The sequence below is a fragment of the Streptomyces sp. NPDC033845 genome, from assembly GCF_055576225.1.
Window position 1 is genome coordinate 465176 of sequence record NZ_JBVIRI010000001.1, and the last position, 15616, is coordinate 480791.

The following is a 15616-nucleotide window of genomic DNA, read 5'->3' on the forward strand; positions in this document are numbered from 1 at the left end:
GGAGGTACGGGACGGGGGATCCGGGGGGTGGGTGTGGGGCGTGGGTGTGGGCCGCCGCCCCCGGCGGTGGCGGGTCGGATGGTGCCGGGGGCGGAGGCCCTGTTCGGGGGGGGGCGGGACGCGGGCGGATCGGGAAGGGAGGGCGGCCGGGACGGCGGGCGGGCCGCGGTCAGTTGCGCCAGGTGTCCGTCAGCGTGACCTTGCCGCTCGCCGGGACGGTGGCGGTGCGGTTGGCACCGCTCTCCCAGGTGACGTTCCCGGCGGCGTCCCTGCGGACGTACTTGTAGGCGAAGGAGGTGCCGGCCGGCAGGGTGAGGTCCAGCTTCCAGACCGGGTAGCCGGCCGGGTCGAGCTTGGGGGCGACGGCCGGGTTCCAGTTGCCCAGGGCGGGCTGGTCGCCGACCACGTGGATGTTCTGGCCGGGCACGGTGGTGGCGTCGACCGCGAAGGAGGCGCCGGCCGTGACCGGGGTGCCGCCCCCGCCGCCGGAGCAGGTACGGGCGTTCGCGTGCAGGGCCAGCGCGGTGCCGGCGGCGACCGTGGCGGTGAACCGGCCCGAGCCGTCCACGGTGACCGGGCGGCCGCTCTGGACGTCGCAGTAGCCGCCCGCGGGCAGCCCCGTCTGGAAGGTGCGGGTCAGCGGGCCGCCCTCGTGGTTGATCGCCACGTACGCCCGGTCGCCGCGGCCGAAGGCGATGGCGTCGGCCCCGTTGTCCCACCAGTGGACGACGGACTGGCCCCGGGCGGCGTTGCGGAAGCCGACCATCGAGGAGATCTCCCGCCAGGCGTGCTGGCACTTCCAGCCGTCGCTGTAGCAGGAGTTGACGGTGCCGCCGTTCGGCGGGCCGGCGTCGTGGTCGGTGAACTCGTAGCCGGAGTGGACGTCCGGGGAGCCGTAGGGCCAGGCCAGCATGAACACGCTGGCGAGGGTGTAGGCGGAGCCCGCCTTGTAGTTGAGGGTCTCGCCGTTGCGCTCGGTGTCGTGGTTGTCGACGAACACCCCGGACCTGGCGGAGGACATGTAGCCCCAGGACTCGCCGAAGTTCTTCAGATAGGCGAGGTTCTCGTTCTGGAAGACCCGCTTGAGGTCGCGGGCGTAGCGGAACTCCTGGACGTCGCCGGTGCCGAGGTACTCGGAGGGGGAGACGGCCTCGCCCGCGCCGAATATGGCCTCCTGCTTCCAGTGGGCGCCCGGGTTGGCCATCCGCGCCTTGATGGCGGTCAGATCGGCGGCCGGCATGTGCTTGGCGGCGTCGATCCGGAGGCCGTCGACCCCGAGGGAGAGCAGGTCGTCGAGGTAGCCGGCGATCCGGGTGCGGACGTACTCCTCGCCGGTGTCGAGGTCGGCGAGCTGGACGAGCTCGCAGTTCTGGACGTTGGCGCGGTCCTGGTAGTTGTTCCCGATGGTGGAGCGGCAGTCGTCCATGTCGGCGCCCGAGTACAGGCCCGGGTAGTTGTACTTGGAGTAGGCGGAGCCGCCGGTGCCGGTGCCGCTGCCGTCCTGCCCGGCCATGTGGTTGATCACCGCGTCGGCGACCACCTTCACCCCGGCGGCGTGACAGGTGTCGATCATCCGCTTGAAGGCGGCGCGGTCGCCCAGCCGGCCGGCGATCTTGTAGCTGACGGGCTGGTAGGAGGTCCACCACTGTCCGCCCTGGACGTGTTCCTGCGGCGGGGACACCTGGACGTAGCCGTATCCGGCCGGTCCCAGGGTGGTGGTGCAGGCGGTGGCCACCGAGTCGAAGCGCCACTCGAAGAGGACGGCGCTGACGTCCCGGTCACCGGGCGGGGCGGCCGCCGCCGGGGGCGCGGCGGCCGTCAGCAGCGAGGCGGTCAGTGCGGCGGTGGCGGCCGCGGTCGTCGCCGCGGCGAACCGGCGGCGGTGGGGGGTGGGGGGCATCGGGGCCTCCTGGCGGAGAGGGGGGCGCGGGGGGTGGTGGCGACGCTAGGGCGCCCCCCGCCGTGTTGCAAGAGCTTGCGCAAGGCATTGCAGAATTGTTTCGCGAGTCCGTTCGACCGGGGGCACCGCCGGGCCTGTCGGTGGCGCCCGGTACCATCTGCGCTTTGTCCGAGCACAGTCCACGGGGGGCCGGGATGCATACACAACTGCGCGAAACAGCAAAGGAGTTGGCGGAGAGACTGTGGCGGGAGCACACCGTCTACCGGGACCGCTCCGGAGGGGTCGTCATCCGCGGCGAACACGTCCGCCGCTGGATCAGCCTGGCGCCGCGCGGCGGCCGGGACGAGGTCCTGGTCCGGGCCGGCCGCATCCTGGACGGGGGCACCACCGCGCCGGCCCGCGCCGAGACCGTCACCAGCCTGGCCGCCGGCCCGGAGGAACTGGCCGCGGCCTGCCGGCGGCTCCTCGCCGAGACCGCCGCGGACCCGGCTCCGCCCGCCCGCGGCGCCCGGACCGCCCGCACCGCACGACGGGGGCGGCGCGGCGCACGGACCGTACGCGCCGCACGGACCGGCCGCGGCCCGCACACCGGCCGCCGCTCCCTCATCGCCCTCGCCGCCCTGGCCGTGGCCGGATGCGCCGGGCTGTACCTCACGGGACCCGGCACCGGCCTCTTCTAAGCCGACGGGTCAGGCCCCGGGGGCCTGCCCGGTGGACCCGCGCACCACCAGCTCGGGCTGGAAGACGTACTCGGTCCGCTGGACCGGGGTGCCGCCCACCGCTTCGAGCAGCGCCCCCACCGCGGCCGTCGCCATGGCCCGCACCGGCTGCCGCACGGTGGTCAGCGGCGGATCGGTGAACGCGATCAGCGGGGAGTCGTCGAACCCGACCACCGAGACCTCCTCGGGCACCCGCAGCCCGCGCTCCCGCGCCGCCCGGATCACCCCCAGCGCCATCGGATCGCTGCCGCACACGATCCCCGTGCAGCCCTCGTCCAGCAGGGCTCCGCCGGCCGCGTGCCCGCCCTCGACGGTGAACAGGGTGCGCCGGATCAGCCCGTCCTCCGGCCGGCCCAGACCCAGCTCGGCCAGCGCCGACCGGAACCCCTCCTCCTTGCGGGCGGAGGGCACGTACCGGGTGGGCCCGATCGCCAGACCGATCCGCCGGTGCCCGAGGTCCGCCAGGTGCCGGACCGCCATGCCGGCGGCGGCCCGGTCGTCCGGGGACACGAACGGCGCGCTGATCCGCTCGTTGAAGCCGTTGATCAGCACGAACGGCAGCCCGCGCGCGGCCAGCCGCTGGTACCGCGCCGGATCGGCGGCCGAGTCCGCGTGCAGCCCGGACAGGAACACGATCCCGGTGACGCCCCGCTCCTCCAGCTGCTCCACCAGCTCGTCCTCGGTGGCCCCGCCCGGGGTCTGGGTGCACAGCACCGGGGTGTACCCGTGCCCGGCCAGCGCCTGCTCGATGACCTGGGCGAAGGCCGGGAAGATCGGGTTCGTCAGCTCCGGGATGAGCAGGCCGACCAGACCGTTGCTGCGGCGCCGCAACCGCACCGGCCGCTCGTAGCCCAGCAGGTCCAGGGCGGCCAGCACCTTGTGCCGGGTGCCGTCCGCCACCCCCGCCCGGCCGTTGAGCACCCGGCTGACGGTGGCCTCGCTGACCTGGGCCTGGGCGGCGATGTCCGTCAACCGCAGCGGTGAGGTCAAACCTGCCACCACACCGTGGTGTCGGCGGGCAGCACGCCCTCCACCGGGACCGGCCCGCTGGACAGCAGTACGGCACCCGGGGCGGCCGGCAGCGCCACCGGCCCGCCGGTGGTGTTGGCGGTGCACACGAACCGGCCGCGCCCGAAGGCCAGCACCCCCTCCGGGGCCGCCAGCCACTCCACCGACTCCCCCGCGCCCAGGTCCGGGAGCTCCCGGCGCAGCCGCAGCGCGGACCGGTACAGCTCCAGGGTGGAGTCCGGGTCGCCGGTCTGCGCCTGCACGCTCAGCCCCGCCCACTCCGCGGGCTGCGGCAGCCAGCTACCCCCGGACCCGAAGCCGTACGGGGCCTCGGTGCCGGACCACGGGATCGGCACCCGGCAGCCGTCCCGGAGCCCCTCCTGGCCGTTCTCCTTGAAGAAGGACGGGTCCTGGCGGACCTCGTCCGGCAGCTCGGTGACCTCCGGCAGCCCCAGCTCCTCGCCCTGGTAGACGTACGCCGACCCTGGCAGCGCCAGCATCAGCAGCGCGGCCGCCCGGGCCCGGTCCAGACCGCCGAACCGGGTGCGGTGCCGGACCACGTCGTGGTTGGACAGCACCCAGGTGGTCGGCGCGCCCACCGGCCGCATCGCGTCCAGCGACTCGTCGATGGTGGCCCGCAGCGCCGCCGCGTCCCAACCGGTGCCCAGGTAGTGGAAGTTGAAGGCCTGGTGCAGCTCGTCGGGGCGCAGGTAGAGCGCCGTCCGGTCGGCGCTCGGGGTCCACGCCTCGGCGACCCCGATGCGGTCGCCCGCGTACTCGTCGAGCACCTTCCGCCAGGACCGGTAGATCGCGTGGACCCCGTCCTGGTCGAAGAACGGCAGCACCTGGTTGCCCAGCAGCCGCAGCTGCTCGGCGTGACCGAGGTCGGGCAGGCCGGGGGCCTTCACCAGACCGTGCGCCACATCGATCCGGAAGCCGTCCACGCCCAGGTCCAGCCAGAACCGCAGGACCGAGCGGAACTCGTCCTGGACGGCCGGGTGCTCCCAGTTGAAGTCGGGCTGCTCGGGCGCGAAGAGGTGCAGGTACCACTCGCCGTCGGCGGTCCGGGTCCAGGCCGGCCCGCCGAAGATGGACTCCCAGTCGTTGGGCGGGAGTTCCCCCTCCGCGCCCCGGCCGGGCCGGAAGTGGAACCGTTCCCGCAGCGGGGTCCCGGGCCCCTCCCGCAGCGCCTGCTTGAACCATTCGTGCTGGTCGGAGCAGTGGTTGGGGACCAGGTCGACGATGATGCGCAGGCCCAGGGAGTGGGCCTCGCGGATCACCGCGTCGGCGTCGTGCAGGGTTCCGAACATCGGGTCGATGGCACGGTAGTCGGCGACGTCGTAGCCGGCGTCGGCCTGCGGGGAGGCGTAGAACGGGCTCAGCCAGACGGCGTCCACGCCCAGGTCCCTGAGGTAGGGCAGGCGGCGGCGGATGCCTTCGAGGTCGCCCATCCCGTCCCCGTTGCTGTCGGCGAAGCTGCGCGGATAGACCTGGTAGATCACCGCTTCTCTCCACCAGCCCGGCCGGGTGCCGGTCGTGGTGGAGAGGCCGCTCTCGGTGGCGGTTCCGGTGAGGTGCTGGGTCATGGCGTCCTTGGAGAGAATCGGAAGGTCGGGTGGTCAGCCCTGGGCGGTCCCGCCCCGGCGGGTCAGCCCTTCGTGGCGCCGGCCGTCATACCGGCCACGAGGTGGCGCTGGGCGAAGAGGAAGAACAGCGCCGCCGGGATGGCGATGAGCACCGAAGCGGCGGTCATCGCACCCCAGTTGGAGGTGTACTGGGTGACGAAGGTCTGGAGTCCGCCGGCCAGGGTGAGGTTCTCCTCGCCGACCATGAAGGCGGAGGCGTAGGCGACCTCGCCCCAGGCGGTGATGAAGGAGTAGAAGCCGGTGACGGCCAGGCCCGGCTTGGCGAGCGGGAGGATCAGCCGCCAGAAGGTGCCGAAGGGGTTGAGGCCGTCGACCCGGCCGGACTCGTCGATCTCCACCGGGATGGTGTCGAAGAACCCCTTCATCATCCAGGCGCAGAACGGCACGGCGATGGTGAGGTAGGTGATGATCAGGCCGACCGGCTGGTTGAGCAGGCCCAGCTGCCCCATCAGGTTGTAGAGCGGGACGATCAGCACGGCCACCGGGAACATCTGGGTGATCAGCAGGGTCCACATCAGCGGGCGCATGCCCGGGAAGCGGAAGCGGCTCACCGCGTAGCCGGTGGTGGCCGCGATGAACACCCCGAGGACGGTGGTGATCCCGGCGACCAGCACGGAGTTCCCGAACCAGTCGAAGAAGTGGGTGTCCTCGACCAGGGCCCGGTAGTTGTCGAGGGTGGTGTCCTTGACGAAGTCCGTGGTCAGGGCCTGGTCGGCGGGCTTGAGGGAGGTCAGCAGGACCCACAGCACCGGGAACACGGCGACCACGGAGGCGAGTACCAGGGTGGCGTGCAGCCCGGCCGAGGCGAGCGGCCCGCGCTCGCCCCGCTTGCGCACGGTCTTGCGCACGGGCGGCACGGGCTTGCGTACGGAGGTGGTCACGGTCACCACACCTCTCCCTGCTTGCGCAGCGAACGCCGGTAGACCAGCGCGAAGATCATCAGGAGCAGCAGGATCAGCACGCCCCAGGTGGCCGAGCCGGCGAAGTCGCGGGGGCTCTCGATGAAGGCCTCGCGGAAGGCCTGGGTCACCAGGATCTCGGTGGCGTCCGCCGGTCCGCCCCGGGTGAGGAGGAAGATCACCGGGAACATGTTGAAGGTCCAGATGGTGGAGAGCAGCACCACCGTCATGCTCACCGCCCGCAGCCCCGGCAGGGTGATGTGCCGGAACCGCTGCCAGGCGGTGGCCCCGTCCATCTCGGCGGCCTCGTAGAGCTCCCCGGGGATGGACTGCAACCCGCCGAGCAGGGCGACCATCATGAAGGGCACGCCCAGCCAGACGTTGACGGCGATCACCGAGAGCTTGGCCCAGGTCGGGTCCTCCAGCCAGGGCACCGCGGCGATCCCGCCGCCCTCCAGCACCTTGTTGAGGATGCCGTTGTCCCGGTTGAACAGGAACCGCCAGGCGAACACGGAGACGAAGCCGGGAACGGCCCAGGGCAGGATCAGCGCCATCCGGTAGATCCCGCGGCCGCGGAAGGACCGGTTGAGCATGTTCGCCAGGGCCAGGCCCAGCGTGAAGGTGACGGACACGCAGGCCACCGTCCACACCACCGTCCACACCAGCCGCTGCTGGAACACCGGGTCGGAGAGCACGGCGGTGTAGTTGTCGAGCCCGACGAACTCGTACGTGGCCTCGATGCGGTTGGCCCCGATGGTGCGGCCCACGTTGCGCTCGTTGGCGTCGGTCAGCGACAGGTAGACCCCGCGGACCAGCGGCCACCCGACGATCAGTCCGAGGACGAGCACCACGGGGGCGACCATCGTCCAGGCGTACCAGTGCGTGCCCAGCGCACGCCGGAACCGCCCGGGGCCCCGGCCGCGGGCGAGGTCGCCGGTCTTCCCGGTCCCCTCCCCCGCGGCCGTCGCCACGGTGCGGCTGGTGTCAGCAGCAGCCATGTCGGTTACTAGTTCCAGCCCTTGAGGATCTTGCGGAAGGAGGCGCCGGCGGACTTGGCGGCGTCCTCCGGGCTGGCCGCGCCGGTGACGGCCTTGGTCCACTCCACCTTCAGCGGCTCGAAGAGGCTGCCGTTCTCCGGGATCCAGGCGCGCTCGACGGCCTTGTCCACGGCCGGCTTGAAGAAGCCGACCATCTCGTTGGACTTCACGTCCGGCTGCTCGTACGCCCCGGTGCGGGTGGGCAGCAGGCTGAGTTCCTTGGTCGTCTGCACCTGGACCTCCTGCGAGGTCAGGTAGTCGACGAAGGCGTGCGCGGCGGCGCGGTTCTTGGAGCCCGCGTAGACGGCGAGGTCGTGGCCGCCCTGCGGGGCGCCCTGGCCGGCCGAGCCGGCCGGGACGGCGGTGACGCCCAGGTTGGCCTTGTCCTTGAACTGCTCGCCGGCGTAGGTGTCGGCGACCGCCCACGGGCCGTTCACCATCATGGCGACCTGGCCGGTCTTGAAGGCGTTCTGCATGTTGGTGTAGCCGTCGGTGGCGTTGGTGATCGCCGCGCCGGAGGCCACCAGGTCGCGGGCGGCGGCGAAGGCCTTGATCCCGGCCGCGTTGTCCACCGTGACGGTCTTGGTCTTGGCGTCGACCATGTCGCCGCCCTCGCCGTAGAGGTAGGGGAGCGCCCAGTAGGAGTCGTCGCCGCGGAGGTAGAGGCCGGCCTTGCCGGTCTTGGCCTTGATGGTGGCGGCCGCGGACTTCAGCTCGGTCAGGTTCTTCGGGGGCTGCACCCCGGCGTCGGCGAGCATCTTCTTGTTGTAGAAGAGGCCGAGGCTGTCGATGACCTGGGGGACCGCGTAGGTCTTGCCCTCGTACTTGCCGCTGGCGGCGGCCTGGGCCAGGAACTCGGCGTCGACCTTCTTCGCGGTCTCGGCGGGCACCTCGTCGAGGTAGCCGAGGGAGGCGAAGTCGGCGACCCAGCCGACGTCGGCGCGGATCACGTCGGGCGCGTCGGAGCCGCTGCCGAAGGCGTTCTTGACCTTGTTCTGGGCGTCGCCGTACGGCACGTTCACGTACTTGACGGTGACCTTCGGGTGCTTGGCGGTGAACGCCTCGGCGATCTTCTGGAAGGTCGCCTTCTCGGCGTCGCCCGAGGTGTCCCACCAGGTGACGGTGCCCGAAAGCTCCCCGCCCGCCTTGGTGTCGCCGCCCGCGTCCTTGTCGTCACCGCCGCAAGCCGTCGCCGCGAGCGCCAGGGCCGCGACCAGCGCGGTGGCCGCTATGCCACGCCGCATATGAACTCCTTCGATGATCCCGGCCGCGCCCTCGCGGTCCCGAGTTGCCAGGAACGTAACAAGGCTGAAAGAAGACCGAAAGACCTTGCGGCAAATTTCTGCAAGGGCGGGCGATTGTTACATCCGCGTGTCCGAAGGGGGGTGCCCGCGTTGACCCGTCATGACCCACGAGCTCACCGATCCGCGCCCCGAAGCCCTCCCGGGCACCGCCCCGGCGGGCCGGAGCGGACGCCCGGAACCGGACCTCTGGTGGCGCGACGCGGTGATCTACCAGGTGTACGTCCGCTCCTTCGCGGACAGCGACGGCGACGGCATCGGCGACCTCCGCGGGGTCCGCGAGCGGCTGCCGCACCTGGCCCGGCTCGGCGTGGACGCCGTCTGGCTCACCCCGTTCTACGTGTCCCCGCAGGCCGACGGCGGCTACGACGTCGCGGACTACCGGGCCGTCGACCCCCTCTTCGGCGATCTCGCGGACGCCGACGACCTGGTCCGGGCCGCCCACGCGCTGGGCCTGCGGGTGATCGTGGACCTGGTCCCCAACCACACCTCCGACCGGCACCCCTGGTTCCGGCAGGCCCTCGCCGACCGGGCCCGCCGGGACCGCTACCTCTTCCGCCCCGGCCGCGGCCCGGAGGGCGCCGAGCCCCCCAACGACTGGGAGTCGGTGTTCGGCGGACCGGCCTGGACCCGGGTCGCCGACGGGGACTGGTACCTGCACCTGTTCGCCCCCGAGCAGCCAGACCTCGACTGGAGCCATCCGGAGGTGGCCGAGGAGTTCGCCTCCGTGTTCCGCTTCTGGCTGGACCTGGGCGTGGACGGCTTCCGGATCGACGTGGCCCACGGCATGGTCAAGGCGGCCGGCCTGCCCGATGTCGGCGCCGGCCGGCAGGCCAGCCTGATCGGCTCCCAGCCGCTCCCCTTCTTCGACCAGGACGGGGTGCACGAGATCCACCGCTCCTGGCGCGCCCTGCTCGACTCCTACGGGGACGGCCGGATCGGGGTGGCCGAGGCCTGGGCCCCCACCTCGGAGCGGCTGGCGCGCTACGTCCGCCCCGACGAGCTGCACCAGGCCTTCAACTTCGCCTATCTGCGGTGCCCTTGGGAGGCGGCGGCGCTCCGTGCCGTGATCGACGAGTCGACGGCCGCCACCGACGCCGTGGGCGCGCCCACCACCTGGGTGCTGTCCAACCACGACGTGGTCCGGCACCGCACCCGCTACGGCAGCCTCGCGCGGGCCCGGGCGGCCGCGCTGCTGATGCTGGCGCTGCCAGGGTCTGCGTACGTCTACCAGGGCGAGGAGCTGGGGCTGCCCGAGGTGGCCGAGCTGCCCGCGGAGGCCCGCCGGGACCCGGCCTTCCTGCGGACCGCCGGCCAGGACGGCCTCCGGGACGGCTGCCGGGTGCCGCTCCCCTGGTCCGGCGGGGAGGCTCCGTACGGTTTCGGACCCGGCGGCAGCTGGCTGCCGCAGCCCGCCGACTGGGCAGGGCTGACGGTGGCCGCGCAGACCGGTGACCCGCACTCCACCCTGGAGCTGTACCGGGCCGCCCTGGAACTGCGCCGCGCACTGCCCGGCCTCGGCTCCCCGGAGGCCGGCCCGCTGTGCTGGGAGTCCGCCCCCGAGGGGGTGCTGCTGTTCACCCGGCCCGGGTTCGCCTGCACCGCCAACACCCTGCCCGGCGCGGTGGAAGTACCGGTTCCGGGCCGTCCGGTGCTGTCCAGCGCGCCGGTGGAGCCCAGCGGGCCGACGGTGCTGCTGCCACCTGATTCGTGCACGTGGTGGGCAACCTGAGCGCCCGCCTTGTAAGGTCCGGTCCTATGACCGCGCGGCTTGCCGACATCGCAGCTCAGGCGGGGGTCAGCGAAGCCACAGTCAGTCGGGTGCTCAACGGCAAGCCCGGCGTGGCCGCGGGCACCCGTGAATCCGTGCTGGCCGCCCTCGACGTCCTCGGGTACGAGCGCCCGGTCCGGCTCCGGCAGCGCAGCGCCGGGCTGGTCGGACTGATAACCCCCGAACTCGACAACCCGATCTTCCCGGCGCTGGCCCAGGTCATCGGGCAGGCGCTGACCCGGCAGGGGTACACCCCGGTGCTGGCCACCCAGACCCCGGGCGGCTCCACCGAGGACGAGCTGACCGAGATGCTGGTGGACCGGGGGGTGTCCGGGATCATCTTCGTCTCCGGACTGCACGCCGACACCACCGCCGACATGACCCGCTACGACCAGCTGCGCGGGCAGGGCGTGCCGTACGTCCTGATCAACGGTTTCTCCGACAAGGTGCGGGCCCCCTTCGTCTCCCCCGACGACCGGGCGGCCATGCAGCTGGCGGTGACCCATCTCACGGCGCTGGGCCACACCCGGATCGGTCTGGCGGTGGGCCCCAAGCGTTTCGTCCCGGTGCTGCGGAAGATCGAGGGCTTCAAGGCGGCGCTGCGGGACCGGCTGGGGCTGTCGGAGGCGGAGACCGAGGAGCTGATCCAGCACTCGCTGTACAGCCTGGAGGGCGGGCAGGCCGCGGCGGGGGCGCTGATCTCGCGGGGCTGCACGGCGGTGGTGTGCGCCAGCGACATGATGGCGCTGGGTGCGATCCGGGCCGCCCGGCAGCAGGGGCTGCGGGTCCCGCAGGACGTCTCGGTGGTCGGTTTCGACGACTCCCCGCTGATAGCTTTCACCGATCCGCCGCTGACCACGATCCGGCAGCCGGTTCTGGCCATGGGGCAGGCGGCGGTCCGGACCCTGCTGGAGGAGATCGGCGGGACCCCGGCTCCGCACAGCGAGTTCGTCTTCCTGCCGGAACTGGTGGTCCGGGGCTCCACGGCCTCCGGTCCCCGGCGGGGCTGAGAGGGCCGGGCGGGGTCTGCCGGGACGGCGGAGAACCCTTGGGGCGCCTGGGGAGCGATGGTCTCCGGCCATCGGGTCGAGGTGGTCCTCAGGGCGTATCCCGGTGCGGTCAAGACCGTCCCGAGGGATGATCGGAGGCGGGGAGCCATCTGGCAGACTCTGTCCTCATGGGTGAAGCGAGCGTGAAGACACTGGAAACCAGGACGGACCTCCCGTCGCCCAGCCTGCCCGACAGCGGGTCCGCAGAGCACCCCGAGGCCCCCCGCGGGCTGCTGGAGCGGTTGCGGAGCCCGCGCCGTCCGAGGATCTGGTTCGAGATCCTGCTGATCGCGATCAGCTACTGGACGTACTCGCTGATCCGCAACGCGGTGCCCGAGCAGAAGTCGGCCGCGCTGGCGAACGCCGACTGGCTGTGGAAGCTGGAGGGCTCCCTCGGGATCGCCGTGGAGCAGTCGGTCAACCATGCCGTGAACTCGGTGACCTGGCTGATCGTGGGCATGAACTACTACTACGCCACGCTGCACTTCGTGGTGACCATCGGTGTGCTGGTGTGGATCTACCGCCGGCACCCGGGCCGGTACGCGGCGACCCGGATGGTGCTGTTCGCGACCACCGGGGTGGCCCTGGTGGGGTACTACCTGTATCCGCTCGCGCCGCCCCGGCTGATGAACGGGCAGGACTTCATCGACACGGTGCTGGTGCACCACACCTGGGGGTCGATGGCCTCCGGGAACCTCAAGCAGATGTCGAACCAGTACGCGGCCATGCCCTCCATGCACATCGGCTGGTCCCTGTGGTGCGGGCTGACGATCTTCGCGGTGGCCTCGGCGCCCTGGGCGCGGATCCTGGGCCTGCTGTATCCGACCGCCACCCTGGTCGTGATCGTCGCCACCGCCAACCACTTCTGGCTGGACGCGGTCGGCGGCATGATCTGCCTGGCCTTCGGCTACACCGTCTCCCGGCTCTGGTACGGCTCGCTGCCGCACCGGCTGCCGCGGCATCCGGTGCACACCGACCGGCATCCGGCGATGGCGTTCCTGCTGGCCCGGTTCGGCTCCTCGCGCGCCTGACCCGGGCAGGGAGCGGCCCGGGCGGCGGGTGCCGTCCGGGCCCGCCGGGCGTCCTCCGGGCCGCCGGGGTTCAGGCCCCGTAGAACAGTTCGTCGACCACGGCGCGGGCCCGGCGGGTGGTGCGCCGGTAGTCGTCGAGCATCTCCCCGATCCGGCCCTCCCCGTAGCCGAGGTAGCGGCCGACCGCGCCGAGTTCTCGGGCTTCCGAGGGGAAGGTGTCGCCGGCCCGGCCGCGGACCAGCATGACCGCGTTGCGGACCCGGGTGGCCAGCACCCAGGCCTCGTCGAGGATCTGGGCCTCCTCGGTGGGGATCAGTCCGGCCGCGTGGGCGGCGGCCAGGGCCTGCCGGGTGCGGGTGGTGCGCAGGCCCGGTTCGGCCCAGGCGTGCCGGAGCTGCATCAGCTGGACCGTCCATTCGACGTCGCTGAGGCCGCCGCGGCCGAGTTTGGTGTGCAGGGTGGGGTCGGCGCCGCGGGGCATGCGCTCGGTCTCCATCCGGGCCTTGAGGCGGCGGATCTCCCGTACGGCGTCGTCGCCGAGCCCTTCCAGCGGGTAGCGGAGCGGGTCGATGAGTTCGATGAAGCGGTCGCCGAGGTCGGCGTCCCCGGCCACCGGTTCGGCCCGGAGCAGGGCCTGGCTCTCCCAGCCCAGGGACCAGCGCCGGTAGTACGCGGCGTAGGAGGCGAGGGTGCGGACCAGGGGTCCGGAGCGGCCCTCGGGGCGGAGGTCGGCGTCGATGAGGAGCGGCGGGTCGGCGGTGGGGAGCTGGAGCAGCCGGCGCATCTCGGCGATGACCGTCTGGGCGGCCCTGGCGGCCTCCTGCTCGTCGACTCCGGGGCGGGGCTCGTGGACGAAGAGGACGTCGGCGTCGGAGCCGTACCCGAGTTCGTGGCCGCCGAACCGGCCGACGCCGATGACGGCGAAGCGGGTGGGCAGGGTCTCGCCCCAGTGGTCGCGGACGGCGGCGCGGAGGGCTCCGGCGATGGTGGCGGCGGTCAGGTCGGAGACGGCGTCGCCGACCCGGTCGACGAGGGCTCCGGGGTCCTCGACGGCGGGCCGGTCCTCGGTTCCGTACGAGCCGATGATGTCGGCGGCGGTGGTGCGGAACAGTTCGCGGCGGCGGACCCCGCGGGCGGCGGCCACCCCGGCCTCGGCGTGTTCGGCACGGCCGACGGCGGCCAGGACCTCCTGGACGAGGGCCTCGTGGGAGCGGGGTGCCAGTCCCTCGGGGTCGCCGAGCAGGGCGACCGCCTCGGGGGCGCGCATCAGCAGGTCGGGGGCGAGCCGGCCGGCCGAGAGGACCCGGGCCAGGTTCTCGGCGGCGGCCCCCTCGTCGCGCAGCAGCCGCAGGTACCAGGGGGTCTTGCCGAGGGCGTCGGAGACCTTGCGGAAGTTCAGCAGGCCGGCGTCCGGGTCGGCGGAGTCGGCGAACCAGCCGAGCAGGACCGGCAGCAGGGTGCGCTGGATGGCGGCGGCCCGGGTGACCCCGGAGGCGAGGGCCTCCAGATGGCGCAGGGCGGCGGCCGGGTCGGCGTAGCCGAGGGCTTCCAGGCGCTGGCCGGCGGCGGCCGGGGAGAGCCGGGCCTCGCCGGGGGTGAGCTGGGCGACGGCGTCGAGCAGCGGCCGGTAGAACAGCTTCTCGTGGAGCCGGCGGACCACGGAGGCGTGCCGGCGCCAGGCCTTGTTGAGTTCGGCGACGGGTTCGGTGCGCAGTCCCATGGAGCGGCCGAGGCGGCGCAGGTCGGCCTCGTCCTCGGGGACCAGATGGGTGCGGCGCAGCCGGTAGAGCTGGATGCGGTGCTCCATGGCGCGCAGGAAGCGGTAGGCGTCGCCGAGCTGGGCGGCGTCGGAGCGGCCGACGTAGCCGCCGGCGGCGAGGGCCTGGAGGGCGGCGAGGGTGGTGCCGGAGTGCAGGGAGGCGTCGCCGCGGCCGTGCACGAGCTGGAGCAGCTGGACGGCGAACTCGACGTCGCGGAGTCCGCCGGGGCCGAGTTTGAGTTCGCGGTCGACCTGGGCGGCGGGGATGTTGTCGACGACCCGGCGGCGCATCTTCTGGACGTCGGCGACGAAGTTCTCGCGTTCGGCGGCCTGCCAGACCATGGGGGTTATGGCCGCGACGTAGGCGGCGCCGAGCTCGGGGTCGCCGGCCACCGCGCGGGCCTTGAGGAGGGCCTGGAACTCCCAGGTCTTGGCCCAGCGCTGGTAGTAGGCGAGGTGGGAGGCGAGGGTGCGGACCAGCGGACCGTTCCGGCCCTCGGGGCGGAGGTTGGCGTCCACCGGCCAGATGGTGCCCTCGACGGTGGTCTCGGAGCAGATCCGCATCAGATGGGAGGCGAGGCGGGTGGCGGCCTGGAGGGCCTTGCCCTCGTCGGCGCCGGGTGCCGCGTCCCCGACGAAGATCACGTCCACGTCGGAGACGTAGTTGAGTTCGTGGCCCCCGCACTTGCCCATGGCGATGACGGCGAGCCGGCAGAGGGCGGCGTCCTCGGGGGCGGCGGCACCGGCGATCCGCAGGGCGGCGCGGAGGGTGGCGGTGGCCAGGTCGGCGAGCTCGGCGGCGGTCTGGGCGACATCGGTGGTGCCGCAGACGTCGCGGGCGGCGATGGAGAGCAGGCAGCGGCGGTAGGCGATCCGGAGGGAGACCGGGTCGTCGGCCCCTGCGAGGCCCTCCTCGAACTCGGCGAGTCCGGGATGCAGATCGGCGGCCTCGTAGGTGACCAGGGCCTGCCAGTCCCTGGGGTGCCGTGCCAGGTGGTCGCCGAGGGCCTCGGAGGCGCCGAGGACCCCGAGGAGCCGGTCGCGCAGCGGTTTGGCGCTGACCAGGGTGGCGAGGAGGGCGGGCCGGTCCTCGTCGGTCTGCGCCTCGGCGAGCCGGACCAGTCCGAGGAGCGCGAGGTCCGGGTCGGCGGTCCCGCCGAAGGCGTCGAGGAGCACCGGGTCGGCGCGGACGGAGGCCAGCGCGTCCGCGTCCAGCAGCCGCGCGGCGGCCGAGGGGTCGGTGAATCCGCTGCGCAGCAGCCTGATGAAGGTGCTGCTCCTGCGTCCGGGGACCGTCATCCCGCCGCCTCCCGCGTCTGTCGCACCGCCGATGATCCCGGACGAGCCTATCGGCAGCGGCGCCGGCGGGGGCCGAGGCGGCACCACGGGCGGCGGGGGCGGCGGGCCGACCGGTGATCCCTCTCGTCACGGGGGCCCCGTGCGTGTCGAAGGTCACAGCGGGGGCCTCCCTCCCTCAACAGCTCCCCACACCACGC

11 protein-coding genes are annotated in these 15616 nt (G+C 72.9%); 4 read left to right on the top strand and 7 right to left on the bottom strand.

Annotated features, from left to right (window positions below; all coding sequences use genetic code 11):
- Window positions 1–169 precede the first annotated feature (169 nt).
- Window positions 170–1900, bottom strand: a complete 1731-nt coding sequence (locus ACZ50K_RS02135; protein ID WP_468896329.1) for a carbohydrate-binding module family 20 domain-containing protein — start codon at window positions 1898–1900, stop codon at window positions 170–172.
- Window positions 1901–2094: 194 nt separating this feature from the next.
- Between ACZ50K_RS02135 and ACZ50K_RS02140 the strand changes: the two genes are divergently transcribed.
- Window positions 2095–2580, top strand: a complete 486-nt coding sequence (locus ACZ50K_RS02140; RefSeq protein ID WP_468896332.1) for a hypothetical protein — start codon at window positions 2095–2097, stop codon at window positions 2578–2580.
- A gap of 9 nt (window positions 2581–2589) precedes the next feature.
- Here the strand turns inward: ACZ50K_RS02140 and ACZ50K_RS02145 are convergent, their stop codons facing one another.
- From ACZ50K_RS02145 to ACZ50K_RS02165, 5 genes are all read right to left on the bottom strand, one after another.
- Window positions 2590–3618: a LacI family DNA-binding transcriptional regulator gene (locus ACZ50K_RS02145; RefSeq protein WP_468896335.1), complete on the bottom strand. Its 1029-nt coding sequence runs from the start codon at window positions 3616–3618 to the stop codon at window positions 2590–2592.
- On the bottom strand, window positions 3606–5213 hold the full coding sequence (locus ACZ50K_RS02150; RefSeq protein WP_468896338.1) for a glycoside hydrolase family 13 protein: 1608 nt from the start codon (window positions 5211–5213) through the stop codon (window positions 3606–3608). The genes ACZ50K_RS02145 and ACZ50K_RS02150 overlap by 13 nt, the downstream gene beginning before the upstream one ends.
- A gap of 62 nt (window positions 5214–5275) precedes the next feature.
- On the bottom strand, window positions 5276–6160 hold the full coding sequence (locus tag ACZ50K_RS02155) for a sugar ABC transporter permease (protein WP_468896341.1): 885 nt from the start codon (window positions 6158–6160) through the stop codon (window positions 5276–5278).
- The gene (locus ACZ50K_RS02160; protein WP_468896344.1) at window positions 6157–7170 is read right to left on the bottom strand and encodes a carbohydrate ABC transporter permease; all 1014 of its coding nucleotides are present in this window, start codon (window positions 7168–7170) and stop codon (window positions 6157–6159) included. Before ACZ50K_RS02160 ends, ACZ50K_RS02155 begins: the two co-directional genes overlap by 4 nt.
- 8 nt (window positions 7171–7178) lie before the next feature.
- Window positions 7179–8453: an extracellular solute-binding protein gene (locus tag ACZ50K_RS02165; protein ID WP_468896347.1), complete on the bottom strand. Its 1275-nt coding sequence runs from the start codon at window positions 8451–8453 to the stop codon at window positions 7179–7181.
- Window positions 8454–8613: 160 nt separating this feature from the next.
- Between ACZ50K_RS02165 and ACZ50K_RS02170 the strand changes: the two genes are divergently transcribed.
- The 3 genes from ACZ50K_RS02170 to ACZ50K_RS02180 all read left to right on the top strand — a co-directional run bounded on the left by ACZ50K_RS02170 (window position 8614) and on the right by ACZ50K_RS02180 (window position 12361).
- Complete coding sequence (locus tag ACZ50K_RS02170) at window positions 8614–10242, top strand: glycoside hydrolase family 13 protein (protein ID WP_468896350.1); 1629 nt, start codon at window positions 8614–8616, stop codon at window positions 10240–10242.
- Window positions 10243–10268: 26 nt separating this feature from the next.
- Window positions 10269–11291 carry a LacI family DNA-binding transcriptional regulator gene (locus ACZ50K_RS02175; protein WP_468896353.1) on the top strand — a complete coding sequence of 341 codons (1023 nt, stop codon included), beginning with the start codon at window positions 10269–10271 and terminating at the stop codon, window positions 11289–11291.
- Between the two features lie 167 nt (window positions 11292–11458).
- Window positions 11459–12361 carry a phosphatase PAP2 family protein gene (locus ACZ50K_RS02180; RefSeq protein WP_468896356.1) on the top strand — a complete coding sequence of 301 codons (903 nt, stop codon included), beginning with the start codon at window positions 11459–11461 and terminating at the stop codon, window positions 12359–12361.
- A 70-nt stretch (window positions 12362–12431) separates the two neighbouring features.
- On the opposite strand, the gene ACZ50K_RS02185 is transcribed toward ACZ50K_RS02180, so the two are convergent.
- On the bottom strand, window positions 12432–15419 hold the full coding sequence (locus ACZ50K_RS02185; RefSeq protein ID WP_468896359.1) for a bifunctional [glutamine synthetase] adenylyltransferase/[glutamine synthetase]-adenylyl-L-tyrosine phosphorylase: 2988 nt from the start codon (window positions 15417–15419) through the stop codon (window positions 12432–12434).
- Window positions 15420–15616: the final 197 nt, after the last annotated feature.

Bases quoted from the DNA above. Each gene is read 5' to 3' on its own strand.
- ACZ50K_RS02135 (WP_468896329.1), bottom strand. From the start codon at position 1,900: ATGCCCCCCACCCCCCACCGCCGCCGGTTCGCCGCGGCGACGACCGCG.
- ACZ50K_RS02140 (WP_468896332.1), top strand. From the start codon at position 2,095: ATGCATACACAACTGCGCGAAACAGCAAAGGAGTTGGCGGAGAGACTG.
- ACZ50K_RS02150 (WP_468896338.1), bottom strand. From the start codon at position 5,213: ATGACCCAGCACCTCACCGGAACCGCCACCGAGAGCGGCCTCTCCACC.
- ACZ50K_RS02160 (WP_468896344.1), bottom strand. From the start codon at position 7,170: ATGGCTGCTGCTGACACCAGCCGCACCGTGGCGACGGCCGCGGGGGAG.
- ACZ50K_RS02165 (WP_468896347.1), bottom strand. From the start codon at position 8,453: ATGCGGCGTGGCATAGCGGCCACCGCGCTGGTCGCGGCCCTGGCGCTC.
- ACZ50K_RS02170 (WP_468896350.1), top strand. From the start codon at position 8,614: ATGACCCACGAGCTCACCGATCCGCGCCCCGAAGCCCTCCCGGGCACC.
- ACZ50K_RS02175 (WP_468896353.1), top strand. From the start codon at position 10,269: ATGACCGCGCGGCTTGCCGACATCGCAGCTCAGGCGGGGGTCAGCGAA.
- ACZ50K_RS02180 (WP_468896356.1), top strand. From the start codon at position 11,459: ATGGGTGAAGCGAGCGTGAAGACACTGGAAACCAGGACGGACCTCCCG.
- ACZ50K_RS02185 (WP_468896359.1), bottom strand. From the start codon at position 15,419: ATGACGGTCCCCGGACGCAGGAGCAGCACCTTCATCAGGCTGCTGCGC.